The following is a 15,145-nucleotide window of genomic DNA, read 5'->3' as shown; positions in this document are numbered from 1 at the left end:
GCTGTTTTTTTCTTTATCGAGGGTCCTATAGGCTATGTGGTACGAAGGTTTTCTTGGCTTATCGCCCTGGTCACTGGTGGCAGTCACCCTGCTGATGACCCACGTGACGATCGTCGGCGTCACGGTTTATCTGCATCGCTATTCAGCCCATCGCTCGCTTGAGCTCAACGCCGGCCTGAAACACTTTTTCCGCTTCTGGCTGTGGCTGACCACGGCGCAGAACACCCGCGAGTGGACGGCCATCCACCGCAAGCATCACGCCAAATGCGAAACCGTCGATGACCCGCACAGCCCGGTCATCAAGGGGTTGTCCACCGTTTTGCGCAAAGGTGCCGAGTTGTACCGCGCCGAAGCGGAAAACCCCGAGACCCTGCGCATCTACGGCAAGAACTGCCCCGAAGACTGGATCGAGCGCAACCTCTACAGCCGCTTCCCGCTGCTGGGCGTGGCGATCATGGGCGTCATCGACCTGTTGCTGTTCGGCACCATCGGCATCACCATCTGGGCCATCCAGATGATGTGGATTCCGGTGTGGGCCGCCGGTGTGGTCAATGGCCTGGGCCATGCCATCGGCTACCGCAACTTCGAATGCCGCGATGCGGCGACCAATCTGGTGCCCTGGGGCATCCTGATCGGCGGCGAAGAACTGCATAACAACCATCACACCTACCCTAACTCGGCCAAATTGTCGGTGAAGAAGTGGGAATTCGACCTCGGCTGGGCGTGGATCCAGGTCTTCAGTTTCCTGCGTCTGGCCAAGGTCCAGCGGGTTGCGCCGATCGCCCACCGTGTCGAAGGTAAAGGCAACCTGGACATGGACACCGCCATGGCGATCCTCAACAACCGCTTCCAGATCATGGCCCAGTACCGCAAGCTGGTGATCGCGCCGCTGGTCAAGCAAGAGCTGGAAAAGGTCGATCACTCGGTCCGTCACCAGTTCCACCGGGCCAAGCGTTTGCTCTCGCGGGAAACCAGCCTGCTGGACGACAAGCACCATGTACGCATCCAGACCATGCTCGAGCACAGCCAGGCGCTGAAGGTAATTTACGAGAAACGTCTGGCCTTGCAACAGATCTGGGTCAAGACCAGCTCGAATGGTCACGACATGCTGGCCGCCATCAAGGACTGGGTACACGAGGCCGAGGCCAGCGGGATTCAATCCCTGCGTGATTTCGCCGACCAGTTGAAAACCTATTCCCTGCGCCCTGCCAACGCCTGATCCTCTGGTGACGGCTTGCCCTTCTGAGGGGCTTGCCCGTGGTAAGAGCCTGCCTGTGGCGAGGGAGCTTGCTCCCGCTGGGCTGCGCAGCAGACGTAAAACCTGACGACGCGTTTTAACGAAAAAAAACACGTCGCCAGTACCGCCCAGCGGCCCCTTGCCCCCCTCACCACAAAAAGCGGGAACTTCGCTCCAAATCCCCTATCTCAAAGACACTTCGCCATTCAGGCGGGCTTTGCTCTGGCCGCTGTCGAAATAGCGGCACGCCCTTTGAGATTTGTGCCGATGGTCAATAAAAACCTACAAGACACATCCCTTCCACAGTGGCCCGAGGCCGCGCAGACCCTGATGGCGCTGATGCATGCCCAGGGCGAAGTGGCGCGCCTGAGCGAACGCGAACAGCTGTTCAGTTCGCTGCTGGTCAGCGTCAACGCCGTGCTTTGGGCATTCAACTGGGAAACCCGTCAGGTGCTCTACGTCAGCCCGGCCTATGACCGGATTTTCGGCCGCCCCGCCGGCCTGTTGCTGTCCGACTACAACCACTGGCGCGACAGCGTCTATCCCGAGGATCTGGACTATGCCGAGCGCAGCCTGGCGCAAGTGCTGGTCAAAGGTGCCGTTGAAGATCGCGAATACCGCATCATCGCCGCCGACGGCCAGGTGCGCTGGCTCAGCGACAAGTGTTTCATCAACCGTCAGGCCGAACCGGGCCAACCGGTGATCATCGTCGGCATTGCCGAAGACATCACCGAAAAGAAGCAGATGGAAGCCGAGCTGCAACGTCTGGCCAGTACAGACGTGTTGACCCAAAGCAGCAACCGCCGACACTTCTTCGAATGCGCCCACCGCGAATTCGAGGAGGCGCGGTTGCAGGGCGCGCCGATGGCGTTCCTTCTGCTGGACATCGATGACTTCAAAGTGGTCAACGACACCTACGGTCATCAGGAAGGCGATAAGGTGCTGCAACGTATCGCCGAGAGCGGGCGCGCGGCCCTGCGGCGAGGTGATCTGTTTGGACGGATTGGCGGTGAGGAATTCGCCGCCGTGTTCCCCGGTTGTGCACCAGACATGGCCATGCAGGTGGCCGAGCGCCTCCAACGGGAAATTCAGCGGTTGAGCTTCAGCCATGACGGCCAGACGTTCGGCATCACCGTCAGCCAGGGCCTGAGCAGCCTCACTCCCGCGGATGAAAGCCTCGACAGTCTGTTCGCCCGCGCCGATGCGGCGATGTACCAGGCCAAGCGCCAGGGCAAGAACCGGATTATCTCTGGCTGAGCCCAAATTCCGGCTCAACACTAAACCAATGTGGGAGCGAGCCTGCTCGCGATGAGGTTCTGACATTCAACATTGATGTTGGCTGATCATCCGCTATCGCGAGCAGGCTCGCTCCCACAGGGTTTGGTGTCAGATTCACTTCTTGCGCAAACGCATCAACTCCGGCAACCCGATCTTGAGTAACCGCGCCGTGCGGCTTTTGGACAACGCTTCGATCCCCTCATGCTCGGTCAGGCGCGCCAGTTGTGCGGCCATGTTCATCACCAGCGCCTCACGGGAATAAACCCCGCCACCGAGCTGGTAGACGGCCGCAATCAGCTCTCGCAGCTCCAGCGGCAGACGCCAGCGAGTCCGTAGCGCCGAACCGTAGGCCGCGCCGAATTCGGCCAGGGCATCGCCGACTTCCTCCCATTCATCCAGCTCACCGCCGGCCTGCTTCCATTCCTGCAAACAGCGCAGCAAGGCCAGGTCGCCGAGGCAATGCAGCATGCCCGCGCAATAACAACGCGCCTGATCCAGATCCAGCAAACGCGCCAGCGTCCGGGCGTATTCGGCGGTGTGCAGCGACAACTCCCAATAACGCTCGGCATAGTCCGCCAGCTGTGGATCGCTGAGCCGGGCACTGCGCTTGAGGGCAAGGCCCAGAATCAGGTTCATGCTTTGCCCGGTGCCCAAGCGATGCAGCGCCTGGGCCAGGGTTTGCACAGCGACGCCATGATGCTGGGCCGCGCTATTGGCGGCGGCGATCAGGACGGCGGTGATTTGCGGGTCGGTGCGGATCTCGTCTTCCAGCAGCGTCAGATCGAGGCCATCGGGATTGAGGCTACGTTTGATCGCCACCTGCACGTCGGTCATCAGCGGCGCACCGTCCGCCAGTTCGCGCCGCCGCTCCAGGTACACCGACAAGGTCATGCCCGGCACCAGTGACGGCGCCTCACAGGACACCTCTTCACCGGCGTTCAGCAGTAAATCCTGCAGGCGCTGGGTCAGGCTTTCCATGTTCAAGGGTTTGGTCAGGTACGCCGTCGGCGCCAAGGGCAAGGCTTCGCGCACGCTGGCGCTGTCGTTGCGGCTACTCATCAGAATGAACGGCAGCGGTGGGTTACGTTTGCGCTGACGAACACTGCGCAAGACGTTCAGGCCATCGACGCCAGGCAACTCCCAGTCGACGATCACCAGATCGTAAGGATTTTCCGCCAACAGCTGCAATGCTTCCTGGCCATCGGCACACAGGTCCAGCCGTGCGTCGCAGCGCACATTCAACAACACGTGCTTGAGCAGGTCGCGGGACCAAGGGTCGGCCTCGGCAATCAGCACACGCGGTACAGCGGGTAACACCACAGCAGTCATCGCACACTCCAACGGCAATGCTTGCACCTTAGTCAATGCTGGCCATTCGATACAACTCAATTGCCCTCTGATGTTTTCAAGCGGTATAAAAAAACCCGCCGAAGCGGGTTTTTTGTCGATCAGATCACAAATCGATCAGAGCTCGGCGAAGCACTCTTCCATGATCGCCAGGCCTTTATCCAGTTGCTCGTCCGGCGCGGTCAGCGGTACCAGCACACGCAGAACGTTGCCATAGGTGCCGCACGACAGCAGGATCAGGCCCTTGTCGCGCGCCTTGGCCACAACCGATGCCACGGCAGCAGCGTTCGGCTTGTGGCTGTCGCCGTCGACGAACAGTTCCACCGCGATCATCGCGCCCAGGGCACGCACTTCGCCGATGACCGGGTACTTGGCCTGGATGGCTTTCAGGCCAGTCACCAGACGTTCGCCGACTGCCTTGCAGCGATCCAGCAGGTGTTCTTCTTCGAACACTTCCATCACGGCCAAGGCCGCGGCGCACGCAATCGGGCTACCCGCGTAGGTGCCGCCCAGGCCGCCCGGAGCGATGGCGTCCATGTATTCGGCCTTGCCGCACACACCGGCCAGCGGGAAGCCGCCAGCGATGGATTTGGCGAAGGTGGTCAGGTCGGCGGCAACGCCCATCTGTTCCATCGCGAAGAAAGTGCCGGTACGGCCAGCGCCAGTCTGCACTTCGTCCGCGATCAACAGAATGCCGTGCTGGTCGCACAGGGCGCGCAGACGCTTCATGAACTCTTTAGGCGCGACGTAGAAACCACCTTCGCCCTGAACCGGCTCGATGATGATGGCGGCGATGTCGCGCGGCTCGGCGTCGTTCTTGAAAATGCGCTCGATGCTGGCGATCGAATCGTCGATGCTCACACCGTGCAACTCGTTCGGGTACAGCGCGCGGAAGATGCCACCTGGCATCAGGCCCATGCCGGCCGAGTAAGGCACGACTTTACCGGTCAGGCCCAGGGTCATCATGGTGCGACCGTGGTAAGCGCCGGTGAACGCGATCACGCCGGCACGGCCAGTGGCGGCGCGGGCGATTTTCACGGCGTTTTCCACGGCTTCGGAACCCGTGGTCACCAGCAGGGTTTTCTTGGCGAAATCACCTGGCACCTTGGCGTTGATTTTTTCGCACAGTTCCACGTACGGCTCGTAGGCCAGGACCTGGAAGCAGGTGTGGGTCAGTTTGTTCAGCTGCGCAGTCACGGCCGCGATGACTTTCGGGTGCAGGTGACCGGTGTTCAGCACGGCGATACCACCGGCGAAGTCGATGAACTCGCGACCTTCAACGTCGGTCACGGTGGCGTTCTTCGCGTGGTCGGCGAAGATCGGGTGAATCTGGCCAACACCGCGCGGTACAGCGGCTTCGCGGCGTTTCATCAGGGATGCGTTAGTCTTGCTCATGGTGTCCTCATTCACCGCTCATCGGGCGGCGTGGTTCAAGGAAAATGCGGCGGGGAGGCAACTACGGCAGCATGCGATGATCGACTGCCACAGCTTTCCCGGCCACAGAGAAAATTCCGTTTGAAGCGGCGCAAAGGGACAGCGCTCTCGTGCCCTTTACGCTTGAAGCAATGCCTGCTTATGTTTTCCGAGCTTAGATACCCAGACAGAGGTATTTGATTTCCAGGTAATCCTCGATGCCGTACTTGGAGCCTTCACGGCCCAGGCCCGATGCCTTGATGCCGCCGAACGGCGCGACTTCATTGGAGATCAACCCGGTGTTGACGCCAACCATGCCGTATTCCAGGGCTTCAGCCACACGGAACACACGGCCCAGATCGCGAGCATAGAAGTACGAGGCCAGACCGAACTCGGTGTCGTTGGACATCGCGATCACATCGGCTTCATCTTTGAAGCGGAACAGCGGCGCCAATGGGCCGAAGGTTTCTTCCTTGGCCACGGCAGCGTTATTCGGCACGTTGGTCAGGATGGTCGGCTCGAAGAAGTTACCTTCCATCACCTTGCCACCGGACAGCACGGTTGCGCCTTTGCTCACGGCGTCAGCAATGTGCTCTTGAACCTTGGCCACGGCTTTTTCGTCGATCAGCGGGCCAGTAGTGGTGCCGTCTTCCAGACCGTTACCGATCTTGAGCTTGGCCACGGCCACTTTCAGTTTCTCGGCGAACGCGTCGTAGACCGAATCCTGAATGTACAGGCGGTTGGCACAGACGCAGGTCTGGCCGTTGTTGCGGTACTTGGAAATGATCGCGCCTTCGACGGCCTTATCCAGGTCCGCGTCGTCGAACACGATGAACGGCGCGTTGCCGCCCAGTTCCAGCGAGACTTTCTTGATGTCCTTGGCGCATTCGGCCATCAGCTGACGACCGATTTCAGTCGAGCCGGTGAAGGACAGTTTGCGCACGATCGGGTTGCTGGTCAGCTCGCTGCCGATGTCCCCGGCGCTGCCGGACACAACACTGAACACACCGTTCGGAATACCGGCACGCTGGGCCAGTTCAGCCAGGGCGAAAGCCGAGAACGGAGTCTGCGAAGCAGGCTTGAGCACCATGGTGCAACCAGCGGCCAGGGCCGGGCCGGCTTTACGGGTGATCATCGCGGCCGGGAAGTTCCACGGGGTGATCGCTGCGGTCACGCCGATAGGCTGCTTGATCACGATCAGGCGCTTGTCTGGCTGGTGGCCCGGAATCACGTCACCGTAAACGCGCTTGGCTTCTTCGGCGAACCACTCGATAAAGGAAGCGGCGTAAACGATCTCGCCCTTGGCTTCAGCCAATGGCTTGCCCTGCTCCAGAGTCATCAGGCGAGCCAGGTCGTCCTGGTTCTCGATGATCAGCTCGAACCAGCGACGCAGCTTGTTCGCACGATCCTTGGCGGTCAGTGCACGCCAGGCCGGCAGCGCTTTATTAGCGGCTTCGATCGCACGGCGGGTTTCGGCAGCGCCCATTTTCGGCACAGTGCCCAGAATTTCGCCCGTGGCCGGGTTATTGACCTTGATCGTCTGACCGTTGTCCGCATCGACCCAAGCGCCATCGATAAAGGCTTGCTGGCGGAACAACTGGGTGTCTTTAAGCTGCATGTCGGCTTTCCTTAACAGCACCGCGGCACGCGCGGAGCGAATTATGATTGTAGAAAGGCGCCTTATAGGCTGCCGTCAGGGAAATCATTCACCGGGCTGAAGCACATAAATAGCGCACGGAACGAACTCGTGCGGTTCAGCACCCAGACAAGAGCGTTTGAAATCTCAAACGAATCCTAGGATCAAAGGGGGTAAAGGACAATAGGCTGTTCGAAAAAAAGAACGAAAACGGCGCATTAGCCTATTTTTTCTGATCAGCGTAGCAAACGCAGGTTACGCTTTTGAAAAACGCAGACGATTCAGCAGCATGGACGCCCGCAACGCATATGAGTATCATGGCGCCCGCATCGCACCAGTAGCTCAGCTGGATAGAGTACTGCCCTCCGAAGGCAGGGGTCGTGGGTTCGAATCCCGCCTGGTGCACCATATGTAGAAACGAGAAAGCCTCAGGCCGTTGGGTCTGGGGCTTTTTTGTGGATACAAAAAAACCGCCAAAGCGGTTTTTTCATTCTGTCGTCCAGTCAAACTCGTCGTAATCATCATCCTCTTCGTCCTCAAACACTTCATCATCAAGAACGTCTTCCTCAAGCGCTTCTTCTGCCTGCTTCGCCAGAAGAAACTCCTTACGACTCTCAGTCACTGCTCGCCGCAATTCCTCCCCCTTCACCGGCAATTGAGCATTTGGAGAAAACAGAGAAAACAGGGGACAGCCCACGTTTTTACCCATAAAAATAATTGTGGTCTGTCCCCTATTTCTGTCCCTATTTCTACCAGCCGACCACATGCCGTCGGCCGCGTCACCGCGCTAAGAATCTGATCTCGCGAGCTAGAGGAGACAAGGCAAAAGCAGCCGAAGAAGCGCATTTTACGGGCTGTAAATGAGCATTCTAAGGCTGTTTTTAACACGGTATCGCCGACGCGCAGCAGGTCATAAACAGGTTTTTAGAAATCACTCGGCCGCCGGTTCCAAGACCGCCAACAGTTCCGATAGCCGCTCATCCAACTGCGCCAGCTGTGCCGCCGCTATAGGCGCCAGAATCCGCGCCTCGTTGGCGACATGGGCGGTCACCGCGCGGTCGATCAGCGCCAGCCCGGCCGGGGTCAATTGCACTAGCAGGCTGCGCGCGTCACTGGGGTTGGGCGTGCGGCTGACCCAGCCGGCGGCCTCCAGCTGCTGCATCTGCCGGGTCATGGTGCCGGAGGTGATCATCAAGGACGAGAACAGCGCGGTCGGCGCCAGGCAGTGAGGCGCGCCGGCTCGACGCAGGGTGGCCAGCACATCGAACTCCCAGGCGTTCAGGCCGAAAGTGCTGAAGAGCTTAGCCAGTTCACGCTGCAGCAGCACCGAGCAGCGCTTGACCCGGCCAATGGTGCCCATGGGGCTAACGTCCAGATCCGGACGCTCGCGGCGCCACTGTCGAAGAATTATGTCGACCGCATCGGCCTGTCGTTCGGTTGTCATGTTCTACCCCTCAAGATTTATCTTGAATCAAAGATAAAATACTATTAGCCTTCATTTTATCTTGAATGCGAGATAAATACATGAACAAGTTAAGCACCCGCAGTTCCTGGCTGGACATCCTAAGCACGGCGCTGGCCCCGGCCATCTGGGGCTCGACCTATATAGTCACCACCGAACTCTTGCCAGTGAATCGCCCCTTTACCGCCGCCTTGCTGCGCGCGTTGCCGGCCGGTCTGTTGCTGGTGCTGTACAGCCGGCATCTGCCCAAACGCGCCGAATGGCTGCGCCTGATGATACTGGCGGCGCTGAATATCGGCTTCTTCCAAGCCCTGCTGTTTGTCGCCGCCTACCGCTTGCCCGGCGGCCTGGCTGCCGTGGTCGGGGCCATCCAACCGCTGCTGGTGATGGGCCTGGTATGGACACTGGACCGCCAATGCCCGTCTTATCTGGCGGCCGGCGCCAGCGTGCTGGGGATAGTCGGGATGGCCGCGCTGCTGCTGGCGCCGGGCGCCTCTTGGGACCCGATCGGCATAACCGCGGCCTTTATCGGCACCGCCTGCATGGCGGTCGGCACCTACCTGACACGGCGCTGGCAGCTGGCGATACCGCTGCTGGCCTTTACCGGCTGGCAGCTGCTGGTGGGCGGCCTGTTGCTGCTGCCGCTGGCCTGGCTGGTCGATCCACCGCTGCCGAGCCTAAGCCTCAGCCAGTGGTTGGGTTACGCCTACCTGTCGCTGTTCGGCGCGCTGCTGGCCTATGTGCTGTGGTTTCGCGGGATTGCCCGGTTGGCGCCGGTGGCGGTGTCATCACTGGGCTTGCTCAGCCCGCTGGTGGCCGTACTACTGGGTTGGGCGCTGCTGGAACAGAGCATCACCGGCCTGGCGCTGCTGGGGCTGATCACAGTGCTGGGCAGCATCCTGGTGGTGCAATGGGCATCGACCTCAGGCTCGCCGGCCAGCCAAACGCCCACTGATTTATCCACTCTAGAAAACCCTGTGCAACGGAGAATGCTATGAACACTGCCATCAAGGACCTTATCGAGTCGCGAGTTTCCACCACCCGTTATCAGGCCGGTCGCGATCTGCCCGAGTCGGTCATCCGCGAGTTGGTGCAGCTGGCCACCCGCGCGCCCTCGGCCTACAACCTGCAGAACTGGAAATTTGTCGCGGTGCGCTCGGACGCAGCCAAGGCCCGCTTGCATGCCGTGGCCTACCAGCAGCGCCAAGTGCTGGACGCCCCCGTGACCTTTATCATCTGTGGCACCCTGGCGGCCCACGAGACGCTGCCGCAGATGCTGCAGCCCTCGGTCGACGCCGGCATTCTGCCGCCCGCCACCCTCCAGGGCTGGGCGGCCATGGCCAGCGAATCCCACGCGGGCAATCCGCAGCTGCAACGCGACGAGGCGCTGCGTTCGGCCTCCCTCACCGCCATGACGCTGATGTTGGCGGCTCAAGGCATGGGCCTGGCCAGCGGGGCCATGAGCGGCTTCGATGCCGAGGGCGTGACGCGAGAGTTCGACCTAGGGGCCAATGAACTGCCGGTCATGCTGGTCACCGCTGGCTACCCGGCCGCCGGCAACTGGCCGCAAAAAGTGCGTCGGCCTTTGCATGAGGTGCTGGCATTCGCCTAAGAGCCTGTTTGCGATCTTGAGCAGTAGAACGAGAAAGGCCAAATGGATGAACTGCAAACTGGTGTTGAGTCTACGCTCGCAGTTTTTCCACAATCGCCTGCACTTCTCCAGCCAAGCAAAGGAGCGCTTCACCACCCCCTGCGGTGCTTCACCGTTGTTATTGACACAGCGATCTCGACGTTGAATCTCTGCTTTAGAAAACGTGGTCTGTCCCCTATTTCCCTCACAGCTGGTCCGCGCTAACGTATTGATTCTAAACGTCGACTTTCAGGACTCCTGAAGGCAGGGGTCGTGGGTTCGAATCCTGCCTGGTGCGCCCTATGTAGAAACGCCTCAGATCTTAGGGTCTGGGGCTTTTTTGTGAGTACAAAAAAACCGCCGAAGCGGTTTTTTCATTCGGTAGTCCAATCAAACTCGTCGTACTCATCATCGTCTTCTTCGTCCTCGATCAGCTCATCATCAAGAACGTCTTCTTCAAGCGCTTCTTCTGCCTGCTTCGCCAGCAGAAACTCCTTACGACTCTCAGTCACTGCTCGCCGCAATTCCTCCCCCTTCACCGGGCAGTTGAGCATTTGGGCGATGCGGTCGATTTTTTGGGCCACGGCATCCTCCAACGCATCGGCTATAGGCCGATAGTGCGCGCTTTCGGGTGTCGATGCCAAATTTGCCAACGGCCATTCACCTCATTTCTTCTGTCTTGAGTCGGGCCTGCAGAGGGACATGGGGGCTGACCTCAGGAGGAATTTGACTCATTCATCCTCTGAGACGGACAGCCCGGCAGGTTCGGGTTAAAGCACCAGAAAAAATCTTCAGCGGTGATAACGCCGCACCACGCTGCTGTTTTTCAGCACATGGCCTTTGATCTGTTCCATCAGCTGCGCGCGGGTCAGGCCGGCAGGCAAGGCATCGGGCGCCAGGTCCAGGGCGTAGATCTGGATGATGTAGTGATGGGGGCTGTCACCGATGGGCGGGCAAGGGCCAATGTAGGTGGTGGTGCCTTTGACGTTAGTGCCGCCTACGCCTTCGAAGGCGGATTTGGCGCCGACACCGGCCGGGATCTGACGCGTCGCGGCTTTGATGCCGTAGTGAATCCAGTGATCGACGCCCAGGCCTTTCTGGCCATCCGGGTCGTACATGACGATGGCGTAGCTGAGGGTGCCGGGAGGGCCGGCGTTCCAGCTCAGGGCCGGGGACTGGTTTTTGCCGCCGCAACCGGCGGCATCGCTGGCCGCGATGGACGTGAACAGACGATTGTCCGAAACACCGGGAATGTTGAGGGTGAAATGTTCCTGGGCTTGGGCTTGGGTTTGGGCCTGTGCCTGGGCCTGTGCCGGAAACTGCACGCAAAAGGCGACTGCAACGGCCGCCAGCCAAGGGTTCAATGAGGTCAATCGGGTCATACCGGAGCACCTTGTGCGGGGTGGGGCCGTCGTCGGCTCGCAAACTATAGCCGGACCGTTCGTGCGGTGGCAGCAGGAATTGGCTGAACCTCGGAATAAGCGCCAAACTCCTAAGTGAAACACTTGCCTGGAGATCGATCATGGCACTGCATCGCGTCGCCCGTTTTGCCGATGTGCCCCAAGACCGTGGCCTTGAAGTTCGGATCGAAGGCACAAAAATCGTCTTGCTGCGGGTCGGCGATCAATTGCGCGCCTATCAGGGCAGATGTCCTCACGCCGGGGCACCGCTGGCCAAAGGGGCGTTGTGTCACGGACGGCTGATCTGCCCGTGGCACAAGGCAGCGTATCGACTCGAAGACGGCGCGTTGTGCGAGCCGCCGTCCCTGGACAGCCTGCGACGCTATCCCCTTGAAATTCGCGACGATGAGGTCTGGGTCGACAACCAGCCGATGCCCACCGCCAGCACGCCACCGGCGGACGATAAGCGAACCTTTGTGATCATCGGTGCCGGCGCCGCAGGTACCGCCTGCGCTGCGGCGCTGCGGGAGAAAGGCTTCGGCGGCCGGGTGCTGCTGATCGATCGTGAAGCCGAGTCCGGTTACGACCGTACGGTATTGAGCAAATTCGTGATTGCCGGGGAGATGCCGCTGGACGAAGTCCCACCGCTGCGTGATGAAAGTTTTTATCGTGAACAACGCATTGAACGAATAAACGGCGAAGTGACGAGCCTGGATGCATCGAACCGGACCGTGCGCCTGGCTGATGGTCAATCGCTGAGCTATGACGGTGCAGTGATCGCCACGGGCGGCACACCCAAGCGTCTGTCGCTGCCCGGCGCTGACCTGCCGCAGGTCTTTGTATTGCGTTCGAAAGCGCAGGCGCAGCAGATTCTTTCAGCGTCGAAACCCGGTCAACGCGCAGTGATCATCGGCGACAGTTTCATTGCCCTGGAGTCCGCTTCATCCCTGCGTCAGTACGGCCTGGAGGTCACCGTCCTGGCCCACCATGCCATCCCTTTCGAAGCGCAATTCGGTGATGCCGTCGGCAAGGCGATTCGTGCCCGGCACGAGGCCAACGGTGTGCGGTTTCACACCGATGGCGAGGCCGCGCAGATCGAAGGCGCAGGCAAGGTAGAAGCGGTGCTGCTGGATAATGGTCAGCGCTTTGCGGCGGATCTGGTGTTGGTCGGCATTGGCGTCACCCCGGCAACGGCCCCGTTTGCCGATTTGCCAAAGGAAAAAGATCAGTCGCTGAAGGTCGACGGCGGAATGTGCGTAACCGACGGGCTCTGGGCCGTCGGCGACATCGCGACCTTCCCGCTCAACGGCCAGCCCCAACGGATCGAACACTGGCGCCTGGCCCAGCAGCAGGCGCGAATTGCGGCGACCAATATGCTCGGCGGCGACGAGCACTACCTCGATGTACCGTATTTCTGGACCTGGCACTTCGGCAAAAACTATGACTACCTCGGACACGCTGAGGCCTGGGACGAGGTCGAGTTCAAGGGCGACCCCAATCATCCACCGTTTATCGGCCTGTTCGGCAAAAACGGTGTGGTCGCGGCGGCCGTTGCCTGCGATCAGGAACGGGCGATGGCAATGCTCGCCGAACGGATGAAACAACCGCTGTCGGTGGACGAGGCATGGCGCCTGATTCGGGATGTGGGCTGACCGATCTCCAATGCCCCGCATTCCCCGTAGGAGCTGCCGCAGGCTGCGATCTTTTGATCTTGGGCATTTTCAAAACCGCTGAAAATCAAAAGATCGCAGCCTGCGGCAGCTCCTACGAAGAGCAGGCCATACGGTGTTCGCCGAACGGACAAAGAGCGGGTAATGCAATGCCCACCGAACGGATGAAACAACAGGAACGCAGCAGTCTCAGACGTGGCTCAGCGGCTCTCGGTTGTCGTCATCTTCGGCCGGCAGGCGGATCACCAGCGGATGCTCCAGCGGTGCCAGAGGCGGCGGCAGTTGGGCCGGGTCGACCGGAGTGAAGTGCGTAACGACATGACTGACATCGCCATCCTGATCGTTATGAATGGTCATCGAGCCCGGCGTGCGCAGTTTCGCCAGCCGGTCGCCGCTCAGCTTGAAGCTTTTGCTGAGCCCCTGATCATCCACCACCGGCGCCGGCAAACGGCGCTGTGCGAAACTCTTGCTCTTGCGCTGTTGATAACGCGCCCACGTGATCAGGATCACCGCGTTCAACAACGCCACCCACAGGTAAATCTGCAACGTGCCGAGGGCGTCGAAAAATGACGTATTGATGCGTGGGCCGTCATGGGTATCGAACAACGGCCACAAACCCTGCGCCAGCAAATACAGCAGCCCGACCCAGGCGAGCACAGTGAAGAAAACATCGATCACGACCAGAAAGGGCCGCTGCCGGGTTCTGATGATTTTCATTTGATGACCTCCTCCTCTTCATCATCATTCAGCGGCTTGATGCCCCGGTCCGGACTGACCCAGCGCGCGCGCTTCTGATGTTGGCCGAACAGCACTTTAGGGAAGCTGACCAGGGTGGTGAGCAGGCTGACGAACCAGAACACCAGCGGATACCAGACCACCCAGAACATGGTCCTCCCGAGTCCCTTTTCGTAACGGCGGTCGATCATGATGCTGACCGCGAATTGCATCAGGCAGACCACCGCCAGCAACAGCCCGGTAAACGCCGGTGGCATGAGGTGATCAACAGCAATGGCTGGCGGCATGTCGACGAATTTGCCAACGCCCCAGAAGATCACCGACAGCAGGAACGTGAAGGCCCAACCGGTGGACAGGCAGTATTCGAACAGCAGCGGCCAGAGGTAACGATGGCGGTATTGCCAGATACCACGGATGTTCTTGAACAGCACCTCCGCACCGCCCTGGGCCCAGCGCAGACGTTGCTTCCACAGGCCGCCGAGGGTTTCCGGCATCAGAATCCAGCACAACGCGCGGGGCTCGTAGAAAATGCTCCAGTGATCCAGTTGCAGCTTCCAACTGATGTCGATGTCTTCGGTGATCATGTCCGGGCTCCAGTAGCCGACCCTGTTCAGCGCTGTGCGACGGAACGCGACGATCACTCCGGAAACGGTAAAGATCCGCCCGAATACCCGTTGGGTGCGCTTGATCAGGCCGATGATCGACGAGAACTCACCGACCTGCACGCGGCCGATCAGAGTCGAACGGGTGCGGATTCGCGGGTTACCGGTCACCGCGCCCAGTCGCGCATTGTCGAGCATCGGCGCCACCAGATACGCCGCCGTGTTCGGCGCCAGCAGCGCGTCACCGTCGATGCACACCAGATACTCGCTACGCGCCGCGATGGCGCCCATGCGCAGGGCCACAGCCTTGCCCTGGTTTTCCGCCAGGTGCAGCACCCGCAGACGCGGGTCTTGCGCCGCCAGTGCGTCGAGCACCGCGGCGGTGTTGTCCTTGGAGCCGTCGTTGATCGCGATGACTTCGATGTTCGGGTAATGCTGGGCCAGCGCCGCGTGGATGGTATCGGCCGCGTTGTCGCCTTCGTTGTAGCAAGGGATCAGGATCGAGATCAGCGGCTCGCCGGCCAGCGGCGGCGGCAAGGTGTCGTCCTTCCACGGCCAGTGCCGCTCCCAGTGCAGCCAGAAATACAGGCCGCCGGCAATCCACAGTCCTGACATGAACAACGGATAGAAGAACACGAAGTCCATCAGGAATTGCCCGGTGAGCAAAAAGATCAGCCCGAGGGGAACCCCAAGGACGATCGCCAGAACCAGCAGGGCCAAAAGTCTGTCCAGCAT

14 protein-coding genes, 1 tRNA gene and 1 pseudogene are annotated in these 15,145 nt (G+C 60.3%); 6 read left to right on the top strand and 10 right to left on the bottom strand.

The window, feature by feature from the left end:
- Positions 1 to 34: 34 nt before the first annotated feature.
- Both desA and KGB14_RS10675 read left to right on the top strand, forming a co-directional pair.
- Entirely contained in the window at positions 35 to 1,219 is a 1,185-nt protein-coding gene (gene desA / locus KGB14_RS10680; RefSeq protein ID WP_223486370.1) for a delta-9 fatty acid desaturase DesA, read from the top strand.
- A gap of 285 nt (positions 1,220 to 1,504) precedes the next feature.
- Positions 1,505 to 2,494 carry a GGDEF domain-containing protein gene (locus tag KGB14_RS10675; protein WP_223486369.1) on the top strand — a complete coding sequence of 330 codons (990 nt, stop codon included), beginning with the start codon at positions 1,505 to 1,507 and terminating at the stop codon, positions 2,492 to 2,494.
- Between the two features lie 135 nt (positions 2,495 to 2,629).
- Here the strand turns inward: KGB14_RS10675 and KGB14_RS10670 are convergent, their stop codons facing one another.
- The 3 genes from KGB14_RS10670 to gabD all read right to left on the bottom strand — a co-directional run bounded on the left by KGB14_RS10670 (position 2,630) and on the right by gabD (position 6,893).
- Complete coding sequence (locus KGB14_RS10670; RefSeq protein ID WP_223486368.1) at positions 2,630 to 3,844, bottom strand: response regulator; 1,215 nt, start codon at positions 3,842 to 3,844, stop codon at positions 2,630 to 2,632.
- A 135-nt stretch (positions 3,845 to 3,979) separates the two neighbouring features.
- Positions 3,980 to 5,257 (bottom strand): 4-aminobutyrate--2-oxoglutarate transaminase, encoded by a 1,278-nt coding sequence (gene gabT, locus KGB14_RS10665; RefSeq protein WP_223486366.1) that lies wholly within the window; start codon positions 5,255 to 5,257, stop codon positions 3,980 to 3,982.
- 193 nt (positions 5,258 to 5,450) lie between these two features.
- Positions 5,451 to 6,893, bottom strand: a complete 1,443-nt coding sequence (gene gabD / locus KGB14_RS10660) for an NADP-dependent succinate-semialdehyde dehydrogenase (RefSeq protein WP_223486364.1) — start codon at positions 6,891 to 6,893, stop codon at positions 5,451 to 5,453.
- Positions 6,894 to 7,242: 349 nt separating this feature from the next.
- On the opposite strand from gabD, the gene KGB14_RS10655 reads away from it, so the two are divergent.
- Positions 7,243 to 7,319 (top strand) — tRNA-Arg (locus KGB14_RS10655).
- A 79-nt stretch (positions 7,320 to 7,398) separates the two neighbouring features.
- Here the strand turns inward: KGB14_RS10655 and KGB14_RS10650 are convergent.
- A complete protein-coding gene (locus KGB14_RS10650) occupies positions 7,399 to 7,620 on the bottom strand; it encodes a hypothetical protein (protein ID WP_223486362.1) in 222 nt (73 codons plus the stop codon).
- A 222-nt stretch (positions 7,621 to 7,842) separates the two neighbouring features.
- Positions 7,843 to 8,355: a MarR family winged helix-turn-helix transcriptional regulator gene (locus tag KGB14_RS10645; protein ID WP_223486360.1), complete on the bottom strand. Its 513-nt coding sequence runs from the start codon at positions 8,353 to 8,355 to the stop codon at positions 7,843 to 7,845.
- An 80-nt stretch (positions 8,356 to 8,435) separates the two neighbouring features.
- Between KGB14_RS10645 and KGB14_RS10640 the strand changes: the two genes are divergently transcribed.
- Both KGB14_RS10640 and KGB14_RS10635 read left to right on the top strand, forming a co-directional pair.
- Positions 8,436 to 9,371, top strand: a complete 936-nt coding sequence (locus tag KGB14_RS10640) for an EamA family transporter (RefSeq protein WP_223486358.1) — start codon at positions 8,436 to 8,438, stop codon at positions 9,369 to 9,371.
- Positions 9,368 to 9,985, top strand: coding sequence for a nitroreductase family protein (locus tag KGB14_RS10635; protein ID WP_223486356.1), 618 nt, complete (start codon positions 9,368 to 9,370; stop codon positions 9,983 to 9,985). The genes KGB14_RS10640 and KGB14_RS10635 overlap by 4 nt, the downstream gene beginning before the upstream one ends.
- Before the next feature lie 15 nt (positions 9,986 to 10,000).
- Here the strand turns inward: KGB14_RS10635 and KGB14_RS10630 are convergent.
- The 3 genes and pseudogenes from KGB14_RS10630 to KGB14_RS10620 form a co-directional block, all read right to left on the bottom strand.
- Positions 10,001 to 10,120: pseudogene (locus KGB14_RS10630) on the bottom strand (IS5/IS1182 family transposase); the annotation flags it as partial.
- Between the two features lie 257 nt (positions 10,121 to 10,377).
- On the bottom strand, positions 10,378 to 10,647 hold the full coding sequence (locus KGB14_RS10625; protein ID WP_223486482.1) for a hypothetical protein: 270 nt from the start codon (positions 10,645 to 10,647) through the stop codon (positions 10,378 to 10,380).
- 147 nt (positions 10,648 to 10,794) lie between these two features.
- Positions 10,795 to 11,385, bottom strand: a complete 591-nt coding sequence (locus KGB14_RS10620; RefSeq protein ID WP_223486354.1) for a YbhB/YbcL family Raf kinase inhibitor-like protein — start codon at positions 11,383 to 11,385, stop codon at positions 10,795 to 10,797.
- Positions 11,386 to 11,525: 140 nt separating this feature from the next.
- Here KGB14_RS10620 and KGB14_RS10615 point away from each other — a divergent pair, with 140 nt between their 5' ends.
- On the top strand, positions 11,526 to 13,055 hold the full coding sequence (locus tag KGB14_RS10615) for an apoptosis inducing factor family protein (RefSeq protein WP_223486352.1): 1,530 nt from the start codon (positions 11,526 to 11,528) through the stop codon (positions 13,053 to 13,055).
- Between the two features lie 207 nt (positions 13,056 to 13,262).
- On the opposite strand, the gene pgaD is transcribed toward KGB14_RS10615, so the two are convergent.
- Positions 13,263 to 13,790 carry a poly-beta-1,6-N-acetyl-D-glucosamine biosynthesis protein PgaD gene (pgaD, locus tag KGB14_RS10610; protein WP_223486351.1) on the bottom strand — a complete coding sequence of 176 codons (528 nt, stop codon included), beginning with the start codon at positions 13,788 to 13,790 and terminating at the stop codon, positions 13,263 to 13,265.
- Positions 13,787 to 15,145, bottom strand: coding sequence for a poly-beta-1,6-N-acetyl-D-glucosamine synthase (pgaC, locus tag KGB14_RS10605; protein ID WP_223486349.1), 1,359 nt, complete (start codon positions 15,143 to 15,145; stop codon positions 13,787 to 13,789). Before pgaC ends, pgaD begins: the two co-directional genes overlap by 4 nt.

This window comes from Pseudomonas sp. A-RE-19 (assembly GCF_019956555.1).
GTDB lineage: Bacteria > Pseudomonadota > Gammaproteobacteria > Pseudomonadales > Pseudomonadaceae > Aquipseudomonas.
This window is presented reverse-complemented; position numbering and strand designations above follow the sequence as displayed.